The following is a 16,118-nucleotide window of genomic DNA, read 5'->3' as shown; positions in this document are numbered from 1 at the left end:
TCCGCTTCCTTCTGCTTACTGACTTGCCTGTTGAAAGGGAGCTGTGGTGAATTCCTTTCAAGGTTGTACGCTGGGTTCATATAAATGATAGATTGTCGAAAAGGCATCACTAAACGCCATACATTGAGACAATCTTTCCTCCATCATTGTTATGGTTTCCTCAATAGTCATTTGCCAAAAATCAATATGATCGATTGCAAGAACTAGGCTACTAATATCCGATTGAAGCGTTAATAATCGTGAGGATAAAGAATCATGTTCAATAGCCGTTATAGCTTCTTCTATTTTCTTTACACAAAACTTCACAGAACATGGGAAATGCTCATCTTGGACTAAATAGCGAATGACCGTCAATAAATCGGTGTGACGATGCTTCCGCATGAAAGATTCTCTCGCTGCGGTAAGTTCCAATAAAAAGGTACCATCATCCTCTAACTGCGACATACCTGTCAGCTTTTGTTGTTCTACGATAATAACAATCATCCGCATGGTTTTTTCTGCTCGTTCAAGCCATTTGCCGACCTGCATAAAATAGAAGGGAAGATCGCGATCCATCGTGCCTTCAATCAACCCTGTCTCCATCCATAAAGTCTTTCGTACGTCCTGTAGAAAACCTTGGAGCTCAATGAGTGGAATTGGTCGTTCTCTTTTTAGTATGGACTGTTGCTTCGTTAAATAAAAGGCATTTTGAATTTCCCATAGTTCCGTTGGCATACTATCACGTGTAACCCGTGCATTTTCCCGAATCGCACGTAATGTGGCATGAAGGGCATTACCGTTTTTCTCAGAAAATAGAAGATAGTCAATCAAAGGATTGACACGTATCGTTGAATAATTTGCTAAATACTCCTCCTTAGAGGCGCAAATATTTAAAACAGCCTCCCAATGATCAATATAATCATGTTCTTGCCCTGATTGCTCCAACATATTCAACAGCTGTACCTGTAATATATGTGCATTTGTTTGTGTGCGTTCACTATAACGTGCCATCCAGTACAACGCGTCGGCTACTCGACTTAGCATGCTGCCATTCCTCCTTTAAAATCCACGTATCCTTTGCACCGCCACCTTGAGATGAATTCACAACAAGGGACCCTTCTTGTAGTGCCACTCTGGATAAACCACCAGGCAACACATAGCAATCCTCACCCTTCATAACATAGACACGTAAATCAACATGGCATGGATAAAATCGTCCATTCTGGAAGGCAGGCGCTCGAGATAATTTAATCGTTGGTTGTGCAATGTACTGATAAGGACGCTCCATAATTTTTTGCTTAAACAAGGCAATCTCTTCCTTACTAGCATGTGGACCAATTAGCATATCATAGCCACCAGAGGCTCCCACATTTTTAATGACCAGCTCGTCAATATGCTCTAGCACCCATTCACGCTGACTGTCATCTCCTAGATGGTAGGTTTTCACATTCGGTAGAATCGGCTCTTCCTGTAAATAATAGCGAATCATCTCAGGTACATAGGCATACATCGCTTTATCATCTGCCACACCATTTCCCACGGCATTCAAGATTGCCACATGACCTGCTTGATAGGCTGTCATTAAATGCGGAACACCTAATAAAGAATCCTCACGAAATACGGTAGGATCTAAAAAATCATCATCAATTCGACGATAAATAATATCGATTTGCTGTAGGCCATAGATGGTTTTCATATAGACTTTCAAATCCTGTACAACTAAATCCCGGCCTTCGACAAGCTGGATGTTTAAATGCTGGGCTAAAAAGACATGATCGTAATACGCTGAATTGTACATGCCTGCTGTCAGTAGCACAGCTTTAGGCTCTCGCTCCGCTTGCATGGAAGGTGGACGATGCGCAAGAAGTGCTTTTTTCATGCAAGCCATATGTTTATCAAGTGGTCGTATCGTATGCTTGGAGAAAAATTCTGGGTATACTTCCTTCATCACATCCCGATTTTCAAAGACATAGGAAATACCAGAAGGGTTGCGTAAATTATCTTCAAGCACATGATAATCTCCTTTTTCATCCCGAATTAAATCAATCCCTGCTAAAAATATATGATTCCCAATTGGTACATGAAGCCCCTTCATGGCTGGTGTGAAATACGGATTATTTTCGACAAGCTGTTTCGGAATAAGACCGTCTTGAATGATCATTTGCTGCCCGTAGACGTCCTGTAAAAATAAGTTCAGAGCTTCCACACGTTGTTCAATCATAGCCCATTTCGTTTGAGGAATAATGATAGGTACACAATCAAAGGGCATGGTACGCTCCGTTCCGTCTTGTGCACCATACACCGTAAAGGTAATTCCTTGTCTAAGAAAGCTTGCTTGTGCTTGTCGGTATTTTTCTTCAAGTTGCTCCTGCGAAAAAAGGATAGCTTATGATGAAAAGATCGGTAGTGAGGCTTTGGCTTATTGCCGTCAAACATTTCATCGAAAAACAGACTAGAATCATATAAATTCATCATATGGATCGCCTCCGAATTCAAGTAGTAGTGAAAACATGTTACACTGTGAATAAATACATAAAAGGAGCTAACAACCATGACCATCATTAATTTAATGCAAGCGTATGAATTAGATAAACTATCCAAATTAAATTTATCAGACGAGGAGATTTTACGAGCTTTACGTTCGGGGGATGTATCAGCTTGGCAAGAACAAGTACCAAACTATGAATTTAGTGAGACAATGGCTCTTTATCAGGAAGGGGAACAACAGTTCTTAGATGCATACCATGGCCATTATCGAATCAAGTATGTAACATTACCAGGCATCCAACGTTTATTGCAGCTACGCTTTCAATTAGAAGAAGGGAAGGATTACCAACTATTAGAAACAGGTATCCAGCATTTAACGTGTGATGAGGAGACAGTCACAAGACTTCAGCAAATGTTATCGACAAACTGGTCACTCACAAAACAAGAGGATGGGAACTATTCATTTTTTGTAAAATAATACCATGCGCGTTGTGAGACGAATTGACATGGACAGTTACCCATCTACTGTTTTTTCAAAGCGTCTCATAAAACAAATAAAGTCTACTAGATTTTAATATTCATTTACCATGAACTTTATGCCTAAAATCCTATAACTGTCACAAAATAGTTAAAACAAAATCCTCTTTTATAAAAAGAGGTTTTTTTATTGCGCTCATATAGAACATTTGTTCTGAAGTGCGAAAAAGGGCATTTTTTTTCAATAAAGTTCCCAAATTTATATTTGGGAACGTTTTTTCATGGTAAAATAGAGCAAATAGAGGTGATAAGCATGCAAAAAACGAAGCAACCAAAATTCATGAAGGATTTTCTTGTCTATTTAACGACCATCAAAGGAAAGTCTCAGCGTACAAGAAAAGAATATGAATATGACCTGACCTTATTTTTTCGCTTCCACAAAGCTGTCCAAGAAGATTTGAATATAGAGAATTTAGCTGCCATTGATATTAGCACTATTACAATAGAAGAAATCCGTGAAATGACATTAGAGGATCTTTATTTATTCATGGAATATTGTGAGGTACAGCGAGGCAATTCTGCCGCTGCAAGAGCACGAAAAGTGGCGACTTTAAAATCCTTTTTTAAATATCTAAAAGGCAAACGTCGACTCATTGAGGAAAATCCGGCAGATGAATTAGAGACACCGAAGATAGGCAAAAAAAGACCTATCTATATGAACCTCCAGGAAGCGACACAATTTATAGATGGAATTAAGAGCAATCAGGCATCCCCAAGAAATTATTGCATGATGATGTTTTTCTTAAATTTAGGCATTCGTGTCACTGAGCTATGTCAGCTCAATAAGACATCCATCCAAGGACGTTATTTAACCGTGATTGGGAAGGGCAACAAAGAGCGCACTGTCTATTTAAATGATAGCTGTATGCAGGCACTTGCTGACTATGAAAACTGTGGGAAGACACCCTATAAAGGAGAAGGCGAGGAGCCCCTTTTTGTATCACAAAAGGGAACACGCTTTACACGTCAAACCGTTGCCAAAATCGTTAAACGCATTAATCAGCAGTCAGGTCTTCAAAAAGAACGTCTTACGCCACACAAGCTACGTCATACATCCGCGACGATGATGTATAAAGCAGGGGCAGATATCCGCAGTTTACAACATATTTTAGGACATTCTAGTGTCGCAACCACGCAAATTTATACGCATATTGAAGATGAGCAGCTACAGCATGTCTTAGAAAATAATCCATTTAATATTGTTCAAGAAAGATGATTTTGATTTACCTGTATCGAATATATAGAAGAACGCCTAATGAAAGGGGTAGCTTAGGATGTCAAACGTCAAAGATCATCTCGATGCCACAAGAACACAATTGCTTCAGGAGATTGACACATTAGATGATACAGCCTTTAATAGGAAACCAGATGCACAAAGCTGGAGTGTAGCACAAATCTGTCATCATCTTGTATTAGTAGAGGAGGCAACGAGAAAAGCCATTGCTTGGGGATTAAAAGCCCAGGAAAATTCAACGCCTGCTCGAAAAAATATTCAGCTCATTTTAGATCGGACAAAAAAATACAGGCTCCATCGATTGTAGAGCCAACAGAACAACCTTTTACCGTTCAAGCCATGCAGGATTTACTCGCCACAACAAGAAAGAACCTCCTCGCCTTTTTACAAACAATCGAGGAACCTGAAGTATTAGCTAAGCGCGCTGTGCAGCACCCAGCTTTGGGAGAATTACCACTCGATCAATGGATTGAAATGGTCTATTTGCACGAGCAACGTCATATCGAGCAATTACAAGAAATCGTTAGAGAATAGCAAGTATCAAGGGAATTTGGCCACAAGGGGTGAGCTAAATTCCTTTTATTGTTATTCAATTTTTCTGTTATAATCTCTTGACGTGTCACATAATCTGTTATATATTAAATAAAAATAATAACAACTGTTATAAAACAGATTCGTTAGAGGAGGAATTTTAAATGTCAAAGTATCGTGATGGTTATGATTTTTATTGTGAAATGTGTGAGCGCTATGGATTAGAAGCAATTTCTTTCCGTTACTATGTACTACAATTATCACAGCAACAACTTTCAGCTTACAATATGCAAGCAAAACAATTAGGAATTTAAAAGGATGTGATTATGACGGAAGCCGCCGTGAATATTTTATGAAAAGCCCAGCCATACTAAATAAAATGGTCTGGGCTTTCGTGATTTCAGTAAGAAATTTCAGATAATTTATTGACAAGTATCGCAGTCTGTTATATATTTTTAAACAAATAATATTTCTGTTATATAACAAAATAAACTAGACGTCTAGTAACGAATGTGAAAGGAAGTTATGAGGATGACAGATTATCGAGAAGGTTATGAATTTTATCGCCAAGTTTGTGAGGAGCATGGGCTAGAGCCTATTAATTTTCACTATTATATTTTAAATTTATCGCAAGAGCAGTTAGATGCCTACAACAAGCAGGCGAAATCAACAGGGGGTTCAATTGAATATGAGGTCTCTTAACATCTAAAATGCCTTACTTCCTATGTGGGACAGTAAGGCATTTTACTTTAACAAAAATTTTACATAACATCAAAACGCAAAATATAAAACTTTAATGTTTTGTATTAAAAAGATAAATAGCCTAAATAAACTATTTACATTAGTTCAAAAGTATCAAAAAACTATATTTTTAGACAATTTCAAGGTGTTAATATCCACTAAATTTTGTCTGTTTTATTAAAAACTATCAAATGTAGCTTTGAATGTTTTTGAGATTTGGGTTGAATTAACTGCTTTTCTAAGACTATAATATAATTACATAAAAAAGGGCGATATACCACAACTTTATACCTCGCTGTAAGATAAAGCAAAAGTACCAAACCCTTCATATTTTAATGAATGGAGAATGAAAATGATGAATATCACGCCTAGTAGTATTAATCAAATGAACTACAGTCTAAAAGAATTACAAGATATCTTTTCCGCCATGAATAGTTCCATCATTGTAGCGATTACAGATCGCACCGGAAAAATTACTTTTGTTAATGATCATTTTTGTAAAATTTCCAAGTATACGCGTGAAGAATTAGTTGGCCAAGATCACCGTTTACTAAATTCAGGCTTTCATCCTAAATCTTTCTTTAGAGAGATGTGGAAAACAATCGGTAATGGCGATATGTGGAATGGCGAGGTGTGCAATCGTGCGAAAGATGGCAGTTTATATTGGGTGAAAACAACGATTATCCCGTTCCTAGATGAAAAGGGAAAGCCTTATCAATATATTGCCATTCGCGTAGATATTACAGCGCAAAAGGACATTAAAAAAATTACTCACATTGCCTATCATGATGAACTAACAGGGCTACCAAATCGTCGCAAATTAGAACAGCGTTTAGAAAATGAATTTCATCAATCTCGACGTACAGGAGAGAAGTTTGCGTTATTTTTCATTGATGTGAATCGTTTCAAACACATTAACGACGGACTTGGTCATATTATCGGCGATATGTTTTTAGTGGAAATGTCGAATCGTCTGCGCAATATTGATCATACATCAAATTCTTTCTATCGCCACAATAGCGATGAATTTGTCATGATTTTAAATGACGTCAGTCGCATTGAGGAAATGGCTAAGGAAATTATTAGCGTCTTCAATGAAAGCTTTATTGTCGACACCTATGAATTTTATGCAAGTATCAGCATCGGCATCAGTATATTCCCGGATCATGCAAACTCCGTAGAAGAATTATTGAAAAACGCAGATATTGCTATGTATGCAGCAAAATCTACACGAGGCAATCAATATCGCCTGTATCGTGACAATATGGATGAGGCCAATGATAAATGGCTTTTATTAGAAACGAAATTACATCAAGCATTAAAACAGGATCGTCTAGAATTACATTATCAGCCTAAAATAGACCTAAAAACAGATTCTGTTATTGGTATGGAGGCATTGCTGCGCTGGTACGACCCTGAATTAGGGCATATTCCGCCAGATCGTTTTATTCCATTTGCGGAGGATTGCGGACTGATTAATGATATCGGTGTCTGGGTTTTACGTAAAGCATGTGCACAAGCTCGTCTTTGGAATGAATCACATGAATTATCCTTGCGAGTAGCCGTGAATATTTCGCCCATTCATATTAGCATAGGTGGCTTTGTTGATATGGTGCGTGGTGTCATTGCAGAAACAGGCATTGACCCTAATTTATTAGAAATTGAAATTACCGAGATGAGTATGCTTGATTATACGGAAGATTTAATTGATACAATCAAGCAATTACGAGCACTGGGTATTACTATTTCATTAGATGATTTCGGGACGGGCTATTCATCGCTAAACTACTTAAAAAAATTCCCGGTGGATGTGCTTAAAATAGATCGTGCCTTTGTCCGTGATATCGTGCCTGAAAAATCGGGAATCGCCATGATTTCGGCCATGATTTCATTAGCCCATGCCTTAAACCTACAAGTAGTAGCTGAGGGTGTGGAGGAGGAAGCTGAATTAAACGTACTGCGTGAGCACGGCTGTGAATATGTGCAGGGCTATTATTTCAGTAAGCCTTTATCGGTAGGAGATTTTACGAATCTCATTGTTAATTCTGTCACAAATAAATCCAGTTATTAATTGCTATTCCTGAATGATTTTGCTAAAGTGGGATAAAGTAAAACTGTTAACATGATAGACCATTTGATGATGTGGCCAAGTAAGTAAGAATTGTGAAACAGAAAATATAGCAACTGCTGAGAGCTATATCACCGCTTCTTGACTGAACACCTACCACGGAGATGTTATGCAAACATAACCGAGTCGTTTTCGTTACCAAACGTGAGAGGGCTTTATATTCTACTTAAAGCTAAATCAAGGTGGTACCACGTCATTCCAGCACAAAGACGTCCTTATTCAGAGGACAGCTTTGTGCTTTTTTTTCTTGCTTCAGCTAAATCTTCATACGGGTTGAACAAGTATTCATTTAACAAAATAGGAGGAGAACACATGTCAAAACAACTAGAAGATTTTTCGAAATGGTATATTGAGACCATCCAAAAAGCCGATTTAATGGATTATACACCTGTTCGAGGCTGTATCGCCTTTAAGCCAGATGGCTACGAAATTTGGGAGCATATTCAGGAGGAAATGGATCGTCGCTTTAAAGAGACAGGACATCGTAATGCCTATTTCCCAATGCTGATTCCTGAATCCTTCTTCCAAAAGGAAAAGGATCATATTGAAGGATTCTCACCTGAGCTTCCTTGGGTAACTGAGGCAGCAGGAGAACAACTAGAAGAACGGCTAGCCCTTCGTCCAACATCTGAGACGATGATTGGGCATCTTTACTCTAATTGGATTAAAAGCTACCGGGACCTACCAGTGCTAATCAATCAATGGGCAAATGTCTTCCGTTGGGAAAAGAAAACACTGCCTTTTATTCGTACCTCTGAATTTTTATGGCAAGAGGGGCATACAGCACACGTAGATGAAGCAGATGCTCGTCAGGAAACAATGCAAATGCTCGAAATTTATAAAGAAGTGGTGGAACAAGTGCTAGCAATTCCTGTCTATGATGGACAAAAAACCCCTTCTGAGCGTTTCGCAGGGGCTGTCGATACGTACTCTATTGAGGCGATGATGAAAAACGGCAAGGCTGTGCAAGCAGGAACATCGCATTATTTAGGAACAAAATTTGCAGAAGCCTTTAACATCAAGTATTTAAATAAAGCGAACCAGCATGAATATGTTCACACAACATCTTGGGGTACATCTACACGCTTAATTGGTTCAGTTATTATGGTGCATGGTGATGAGCAGGGACTTGTTTTACCTCCACGCATCGCGCCAACGCAAGTCGTTTTAATTCCAGTAGGTCCATGGAAAAAGAACCCTCAAATCATGGAGCATTTAGATGAGATTTTCGCTGCCTTAAAAGCGAAGGGGATTCGTGTACGTCTGGATGACTCGGACCAATCACCAGGCTTCAAGTTCAATGAATGGGAGCTAAAAGGGGTACCTGTACGTGTTGAATTAGGGCCACGTGACCTAGAAAACAAGCAAGCTTTACTGAAAGCACGTGATGAAGAGGAAAAACGAACAGTCGATTTAGCTACAATTATCACAGCTATTGAAGAAGAGCTAACGACTATGCAAACACGCTTACTAGAAAAAGCTCGTCAATTCCGTGAAGCAAACGCTCATACGACGATTGACACACTTCCACAATTACAACAGTATATTGACACAGCTAAAGACAATGGCACAATCCCAGGCTGGGTACTTGCTGGATGGTGTGGAGAGGATGCGTGCGAGGAAAAAGTGAAGGAAGAAACAAAATACACATCTCGCAATATTCCATTTAATCCACCAACAACGAAAACAACATGTATTGGCTGTGGAAACGAAGCAAAGCATACAGTTTGGTTTGCACAAGCTTACTAAATAACAAAGCCGTATGAACAGAAAGCCCGAACAATGATGTAATTAGTTCGGGTTTTTCATGTTTAGATGGTGAACAATAATATCCTGTGCTTTCTTAACAAGATGAGAAGGTAATGCATCTAAAGAAAAATAGTTTAACGCTACGCTTTCACCATCTAACGCGGATAGTTGACCATTTACCTGTTCAGCTAAAAAGACCGCTGTTACGCCAAAGACCTCATCCCCATTTGGATATTTAAAATAATCCTGATGACCTGATAATATGCTTAAAAGCTGAAGATTGCTTGCACGTAATCCTGTCTCTTCGTATAATTCTCGTGCCGCTGTTTCTTCAAGCGTTTCTCCTGGCTCCATAGCTCCTACAGGTAGCCCCCACATTTTATTATCAGAACGACATTGCAGGAGGACCTCTCTTTCCTCATTTAATACAATGACGGTAGAACCTACTAATATAATAGGCATTGATCCAACTAATTGTCTTAATTTGGTTACATAATCACTCATAGTGCACCCTCCGTTTCTTGCAATCTATCTAAACCTTAACATATATTTCGCCAAATTCTCATCATGATTGTGATAAAATGAAGGGGTGTTTGTTCCTGAAAATTTCCTAAAGAAATAGGAGTATATATGACAACATTACCATGATTAGTCGATCACTACCTCAATATTAAAATCAATCAAGGGTTGCCAGCTATTCAAATGGATGACGCTCTAATAGAAGATGAACAGTACAAGGAGACAAGGAAATGACCAACACAACCGACTGGAAACAGAATGCACAAAATCATACATTTATTGCTTCGTTCAGTGGTGGCAAGGATAGTGTTTTAGCTTTATATAAAGCATCACAGGTGGGCCAAGCAATGGGACTCATTGTGATGTTGGAAGAAGAAGGGAAACGTTCAAGATCCCATGGGATGCCACCTGAGCTTATCCAGGCACAAGCTGACTCTATTGGGCTGCCAGTCTATACAGCTGCGGCAAGTTGGGCCGATTATGAAGAAGTATTTGTAGGACTCCTAGAAAATGCAAAGCAGCAAGGGGCAGAGGTATTAGTGACAGGAGACTTAGATATGCCTGCGCATGGCTGCTGGCATGATGAAGTCACTAAAAGGGTTGGTTTAAAGCTAGGCATGCCATTATGGGAGATGAACCATCGAGAGGCTGTCGATGAATTTATGAAGCTAGGCTTTGTCACAATGATTGTCACGGTCAACATATCCTTAGGCATGACGGAGGACGATTTAGGACGTGTACTTACCCCTGAATATGTAAAGGAGCTTGAAGCCCGGAATATTGATCCTTGCGGTGAAGGGGGAGAATTCCATACAACTGTCATTGATGGGCCACTTTTCCGGCAGCCAATTGCGGTGCGCAAATGTTCCATTATAAGAGATGGAGACTACGCATTCTTACCTTTAGAACTGGCATAAATGAAGATACAAATGAATAATTAACTTCAAGTACAAAGGTTCTTGCCTCTGTACTTTTTTGTATTTCGGCTAATTCTACCTTGTACGTATAGAACCCCTATCGCTTTGTCCAAAATAATAATTGACTGGACACTATTTGGTGTCATATAATTAAGACACCAATCAGTGTCCTATTAGAAAGGGTGGTGGTTTTGAATAACAATCATCAAGAGCGTGACGTTTATGTAGCCATTGCTGACCCAACTAGACGAAAGTTGATCCGTTTATTAGCTGAGGTAGATGAGTTACCGCTTCACGAATTAACCGCTCAATTTGACATGGGGCGTACCGCTGTTTCGAAACATTTAGCCATCCTGAAAGATGCAGGCCTTGTCATTGCTCGTAAGGAAGGGAGAGAGACGAGGTATCGTTTGAATGCAGCTCCATTGAAAGAAATACAAGATTGGGTATCGTTTTATGAAGGATTTTGGAAAGAAAGAATCGCGAAATTACATCTTTTATTGGAGGAAAAAAAATGAAACCAGATGTATCATTAGATTTTAAATTTACAAGCTCCATCGAACAGGTATGGCATGCTTTAACTGATTCAGACACGCTAGCAAAATGGATATGGAGCAATGACTTCCAACCAGTTGTAGGGCATAAATTCCAATTCCGTGCTGAACCAAATGAATGGTGGGACGGCATTGTAGACTGTGAGGTGCTGGAAATAGAAGAGCCTCACAAATTATCTTATACTTGGACAAGTGCTGGTGAGACAACGACAGTTACATGGACATTAACACAGGAAGCAGATGGCTCGACTCAGCTTCATCTAGATCAAGGTGGCTTCAGCGAAGAAACAAAGGCACGTCAAGGGGCAATCGAGGGCGCAACATATGCTTGGACAAATATGAGTGCGCAGCTTGAAAAAGTATTAGCTTAGTGTAAATTAAATGACAAAAAGGAGAGCGCAATTCCGTAGCAAGAATTGTGTTCTTTCATTTTCAGTCAAATCTTTTAATTTTCTTAAATGGAAGGATAACTAAATGAAGATTAATGAACTAATTGCCAATAATATCAGCCGTTTAGATGTCGTTTTACCAGAAGATCAATCGTTAGCGATAGCAGGTTTGTCTGGTTCAGGGAAAACGACCTTTTGTCAGACGATTGGGGAAGAATCTAAAAAACGTCTCGTTTCCTTATTGCCAAAGGCTGAATATCAATATTTGTTTCCAAACATTATGGAAACGAACTTCAGTGCCATCAAAATGGAGGATATGCCCCTTGTACTTTTTCTAGGAAAATCCTCAATCTCCAGCAATCCACGCTCCACAGTTGGCACGCATACAGGTGTTTTTAAAGAAATTCGTCATCGACTGGCAGATGAGTTTCATCTTTCGCCAGAGATGTTTTCCTTTAACAATGCGTTAGGCTGGTGTCCTGCGTGTAAAGGACGAGGCACAACCAAAAATGTAGAATGTAAAAAATGTTTAGGAAAGCGCTATAGCCCAGAAGTGGAGCAACATAAAATCACTTTATGGAATGAACCTTATAGTGTTTCTGATATTCACAATTTAAGTATCGAGGCCATCTATTCCTTATCAGAAGAATTAAATATCAGTGAAGAAAAACAGCATATTCTTCACAATATTATGCAAATGAATATTGGCTATTTAACATTAAATCGTATTATGGGGACATTGTCAGGTGGAGAATTAACAAGACTTTACTTAGCAGAATTCATGGCGACAAGCGAAAACACAGTGATTATTGTTGATGAAATTTCTGTGGGCCTTGACCATAACACCTTACTGAAAATTTTAGAGCAAATTCAACAACTCGGCGCTAAAAACCAAATTTGGCTAATTGATCATTCTGATACGGTGTTAGACACAGCAGACAAGCATCTATTCTTTGGACCAGGTAGTGGAAAATACGGTGGGAAAATCGTTGAAGAATCTCCACGACCAAAGCCTATGTATTGGGAGCGAAACCTAGCAGCGCCAATATCCTATTATCAATTCCGAGACCTCCATTGCCGTAATATCCAAATAGACGAGATAGACATTCCTCAAAACCGACTTGTTACCTTTACGGGGGAGTCTGGCTGTGGAAAATCAACGCTTGTCAATGAGTGTATCGCTAAAGATTTTGTCAAACGCTATCCAAAGGACAAACTCGTGATGGTTGGGCAAGATCGAAACCAATCGATTACGAGTCGATCTACTGTGGCAACATTCCTTGATATTAAAAAGAAACTAACAAAATATAGTGAAGATATTGATGATATTTTCCAGCGCTCGATTGAAGATATAATCGATGAACTACCTAATGAAGACATCGCCCATAAACGTTTAAGCTTGTTGATTAAGCTTGGACTAGGCTATTTAACACTTGAAAGAAAAACGCAATCCCTATCGACTGGTGAATTCCAATGTGTGCATTTAGTCTCAGAGTTATTTGCCAACTCGCGTAATCCACATACATTATTTATTTTTGACGAGCCTTCTAAAGGGCTATCTCAAAATATTTTAAACCAGTTCATTGATAGTGTAAGGGACATCCTAGAGGATGAAACCATCTCCATCATGATGATTGAGCATAATGCCTATATGTTGGAAAGCTCAGATTTTGTTGTGGACTTCGGTAGAAGACAGCAGGAGCCTGTAACACATCTTGATGTGACCAGTCATGACGATTATTTTAAGCAGGATAACCATTCAACGGGTACAGCTCCATTACAAATTGCATCTACACTCGCAACACGGAATGGCATTCAATACTTAGAAGACAACCATATTAGCTATTTTAAAAATGCGGAAAATATTTATAAGGGTGGCATCTTAAAAAGCTTATCTTCCATGGCTCGTCTTATTTACGGTGAATACGAATCCAATAAGATTGCCCCTGTTGTTGCCATTGATTTGGAAAGACATTTATATAGCCAATATAGTTTTCTCTATGAAATAGGTGGTCTGATCAATCATATTGTGGCTGCACATCCAACGAATAAGGATACAAGAAGCTTTGATTTTTACAGCCAAGAAAATCATTGTCCTAGCTGCTCTGGTCGATTGGAAATTGAAAAATTCGATTTTGATCTTGTCGTACAAGACAAAAACGTGCCATTTTGGGACGGTCTCTTACATCCAGACATCATGGAGGTCTTGAAATACTATCAACATGCCAAAATAGCGTTTCTCTTTGAGCAAATAAAAAATGAGCTTGGTCAGGATATCAGTAAAAGCTATCATGACATGACTGAGGAAGAAAAGCATACATTTTTATATGGTTATTGGGAAAAATCCTTTTACGATAAAGCAACGAAATCCTCGAAAAAGTGGGAGGGCTTTAATTTTATCATTGGTCGTTATATCGTGATTTCGAAATCCATTATTAAAGAGCAAATGAAGGGAACAAGAGAAATGGTGCCTTGCCCAATTTGTCATGGCACTGTGCTCAACCACCACAAGAAATTGCGATTTGGGGACACAGATATTCGCGACTTGATTCATCAGCCACTTGATGAAGTCATCAACACTGTAGGCAACTTACCACAACTAGAAAAAATCAAAGCCATCGTTGGCGGAGATATGTCACTGCTACAAGATGTTTCCTTATTGCCAAGAGAAACACAGGTATCACTGAAAATGCTGGAATTAGAGCTAGCCAGTTTTGTCGGCTATGAAATCGTGCTACAAAACGCTTTTCCGTTCTGGGACAAAATCAAGGATAATCTAGAGAACATCAGCCGTAAAAATCAAGTAACCATCTGTGATTTTGCTACTATACAGGAGACAAGAGAACATATTATTGACCAATATTTTACGAATGGTAAATACAAAAAACTAACATATGTCTATGAAGCATTTGGCTACAAAAAAATCGTCACCCAAATCAATAAAGTAAAAGCTAGTCACTCCTGTCCATTCTGTAAAGGCAAAAAGGTGCTTTCTGAAGATGGGCTGCATGACGGTGTCCATAAATTAACCGTGCCATGTGTAAGCTGTGGTGCAAGTGGCATTAATAAGGAGGGGCGCAAGGAAATCGTGGATGGCGTTGATGTGGAAACATGGCTAACTGGTACTGTAAGCGATGTTGTAACAGAGGGCTCCGATCTTGAGGCCGTTGCCAATATTCCTATTTTTAATCGTATTCGCGAATTGAATAAACATGAAATGATGGCAGTCTATCAGTTCCTTCAATCAAATAACTAATTCATCAAACCCATGTGCTTCGGCAAATGGGTTTTCTTTCATTGGACTAGAATGACACACTAATTTTTCCAAAAAAAATCATAATCAATGTCAGCTTTGATTACTATAAGGATAACAGTAATGGAAGTAAAAGGGAGGCTATTCTTTGGTGAAGAAAGTGCTGTTATTTGGGGATATTGGCATTGATGATACGGTGGCACTAATCTATGCACGGCTCAATCAAGCAATAGAAATTGTGGGACTTGTTGCAGATTACGGCAATGTATCACGAGAAGATGCGGTGTCCAATATTTATTATGTCATGAAATTGTTTAACTTTCCTCAAGGGATTCCCGTTATTTTAGGAGCAGAAGTACCTTTAACTGGCGAGCAGCCCACCTATTATCCAGAAATTCATGGTGAACGAGGACTTGGACCCATCATACCGAATGATGATCACGAATTAAAAATTGAGAACTTTTTTGAAATCGTCAACATTATTGAAAGATATAAGGATGATGAGCTGATTATTGTTAATATTGGGCGATTAACCTCACTTGCCACAATGTTCATCCTTTACAAAGAGCTTATGAAAAGCGTGAAGGAATTTTATATTATGGGTGGAGCATTTTGGGTGCCTGGTAATGTGACGACGGTAGCAGAGGCGAATTTTCATGGCGATCCTTTTGCCGTTAATATTGTGCTTACCTATGCAACAAATGTGACAATCATACCATTGAATGCTACGCAAAAGGCCATTGTCACACCTGGGATGGTAGACTATATTGACTCCTATGGGAAAACAAAAATCCTGAAACCCTTAATGGAATACTATACGCGTTTTTATCAAGAACGGGACCCCTCACTTCTAGGAAGCCCCGTGCATGATGCATTAACCCTAATGGCCATCATTTATCCCGACATGTTCATTTATGAGTCCTATCCTGTATCTGTTGTCGATAAATTAGAAGGACCTGCAAGGGGGCAAAGTATTGCCGAAACAAGACCTTATGAAAAAAACAACGGCGAAAAAAAACATCGAATTGCCTTTGATATTCAATACGACAAATTTTTTCATAACTTTTTGTCGATTATGACAGGGCAACCATTGCATTAGC

Annotated in this window: 13 protein-coding genes and 2 pseudogenes; 12 read left to right on the top strand and 3 right to left on the bottom strand. The window is 39.0% G+C overall.

Going from position 1 to position 16,118, the window contains the following annotated elements:
- Positions 1–57: 57 nt before the first annotated feature.
- Positions 58–1,023 carry an alpha-E domain-containing protein gene (locus ACEVFT_RS15905; RefSeq protein WP_342443664.1) on the bottom strand — a complete coding sequence of 322 codons (966 nt, stop codon included), beginning with the start codon at positions 1,021–1,023 and terminating at the stop codon, positions 58–60.
- A pseudogene (locus ACEVFT_RS15900) lies at positions 977–2,454 on the bottom strand (circularly permuted type 2 ATP-grasp protein). Before ACEVFT_RS15900 ends, ACEVFT_RS15905 begins: the two are co-directional and overlap by 47 nt.
- A gap of 76 nt (positions 2,455–2,530) precedes the next feature.
- On the opposite strand from ACEVFT_RS15900, the gene ACEVFT_RS15895 reads away from it, so the two are divergent.
- The 7 genes and pseudogenes from ACEVFT_RS15895 (at position 2,531) to proS (ending at position 9,386) form a co-directional block, all read left to right on the top strand.
- Positions 2,531–2,944 (top strand): hypothetical protein, encoded by a 414-nt coding sequence (locus tag ACEVFT_RS15895; protein WP_393950687.1) that lies wholly within the window; start codon positions 2,531–2,533, stop codon positions 2,942–2,944.
- 312 nt (positions 2,945–3,256) lie between these two features.
- The gene (locus ACEVFT_RS15890) at positions 3,257–4,219 is read left to right on the top strand and encodes a tyrosine recombinase XerC (RefSeq protein WP_393950686.1); all 963 of its coding nucleotides are present in this window, start codon (positions 3,257–3,259) and stop codon (positions 4,217–4,219) included.
- A gap of 58 nt (positions 4,220–4,277) precedes the next feature.
- Positions 4,278–4,771 (top strand): annotated as a pseudogene (locus tag ACEVFT_RS15885) (DinB family protein).
- 161 nt (positions 4,772–4,932) lie between these two features.
- Entirely contained in the window at positions 4,933–5,082 is a 150-nt protein-coding gene (locus tag ACEVFT_RS15880) for a transcriptional regulator (protein WP_393950685.1), read from the top strand.
- 217 nt (positions 5,083–5,299) lie between these two features.
- Positions 5,300–5,470: a hypothetical protein gene (locus tag ACEVFT_RS15875; protein ID WP_016992674.1), complete on the top strand. Its 171-nt coding sequence runs from the start codon at positions 5,300–5,302 to the stop codon at positions 5,468–5,470.
- Positions 5,471–5,861: 391 nt separating this feature from the next.
- On the top strand, positions 5,862–7,580 hold the full coding sequence (locus tag ACEVFT_RS15870; protein WP_243456169.1) for a sensor domain-containing protein: 1,719 nt from the start codon (positions 5,862–5,864) through the stop codon (positions 7,578–7,580).
- A 369-nt stretch (positions 7,581–7,949) separates the two neighbouring features.
- Entirely contained in the window at positions 7,950–9,386 is a 1,437-nt protein-coding gene (gene proS / locus ACEVFT_RS15865) for a proline--tRNA ligase (protein WP_393950684.1), read from the top strand.
- A 42-nt stretch (positions 9,387–9,428) separates the two neighbouring features.
- Here the strand turns inward: proS and ACEVFT_RS15860 are convergent, their stop codons facing one another.
- Positions 9,429–9,890, bottom strand: coding sequence for an NUDIX hydrolase (locus ACEVFT_RS15860; RefSeq protein WP_393950683.1), 462 nt, complete (start codon positions 9,888–9,890; stop codon positions 9,429–9,431).
- Positions 9,891–10,135: 245 nt separating this feature from the next.
- Between ACEVFT_RS15860 and ACEVFT_RS15855 the strand changes: the two genes are divergently transcribed.
- The 5 genes from ACEVFT_RS15855 (at position 10,136) to ACEVFT_RS15835 (ending at position 16,117) form a co-directional block, all read left to right on the top strand.
- Positions 10,136–10,822: a Dph6-related ATP pyrophosphatase gene (locus ACEVFT_RS15855; RefSeq protein WP_393950682.1), complete on the top strand. Its 687-nt coding sequence runs from the start codon at positions 10,136–10,138 to the stop codon at positions 10,820–10,822.
- 191 nt (positions 10,823–11,013) lie between these two features.
- A complete protein-coding gene (locus tag ACEVFT_RS15850; RefSeq protein WP_205443508.1) occupies positions 11,014–11,340 on the top strand; it encodes an ArsR/SmtB family transcription factor in 327 nt (108 codons plus the stop codon).
- Complete coding sequence (locus tag ACEVFT_RS15845; protein ID WP_205443510.1) at positions 11,337–11,747, top strand: SRPBCC family protein; 411 nt, start codon at positions 11,337–11,339, stop codon at positions 11,745–11,747. The genes ACEVFT_RS15850 and ACEVFT_RS15845 overlap by 4 nt, the downstream gene beginning before the upstream one ends.
- Positions 11,748–11,850: 103 nt before the next feature.
- Complete coding sequence (locus tag ACEVFT_RS15840; RefSeq protein ID WP_393950680.1) at positions 11,851–15,021, top strand: ATP-binding cassette domain-containing protein; 3,171 nt, start codon at positions 11,851–11,853, stop codon at positions 15,019–15,021.
- A 145-nt stretch (positions 15,022–15,166) separates the two neighbouring features.
- Positions 15,167–16,117: a nucleoside hydrolase gene (locus tag ACEVFT_RS15835; RefSeq protein WP_393950679.1), complete on the top strand. Its 951-nt coding sequence runs from the start codon at positions 15,167–15,169 to the stop codon at positions 16,115–16,117.
- Position 16,118 lies beyond the last annotated feature (1 nt).

This window comes from Lysinibacillus sp. PWR01 (assembly GCF_043359455.1).
Lineage (GTDB): Bacteria > Bacillota > Bacilli > Bacillales_A > Planococcaceae > Lysinibacillus > Lysinibacillus fusiformis_F.
The sequence above is the reverse complement of the archived record's forward strand: the minus strand, read 5'-3'. Positions and strand labels throughout refer to the sequence as shown.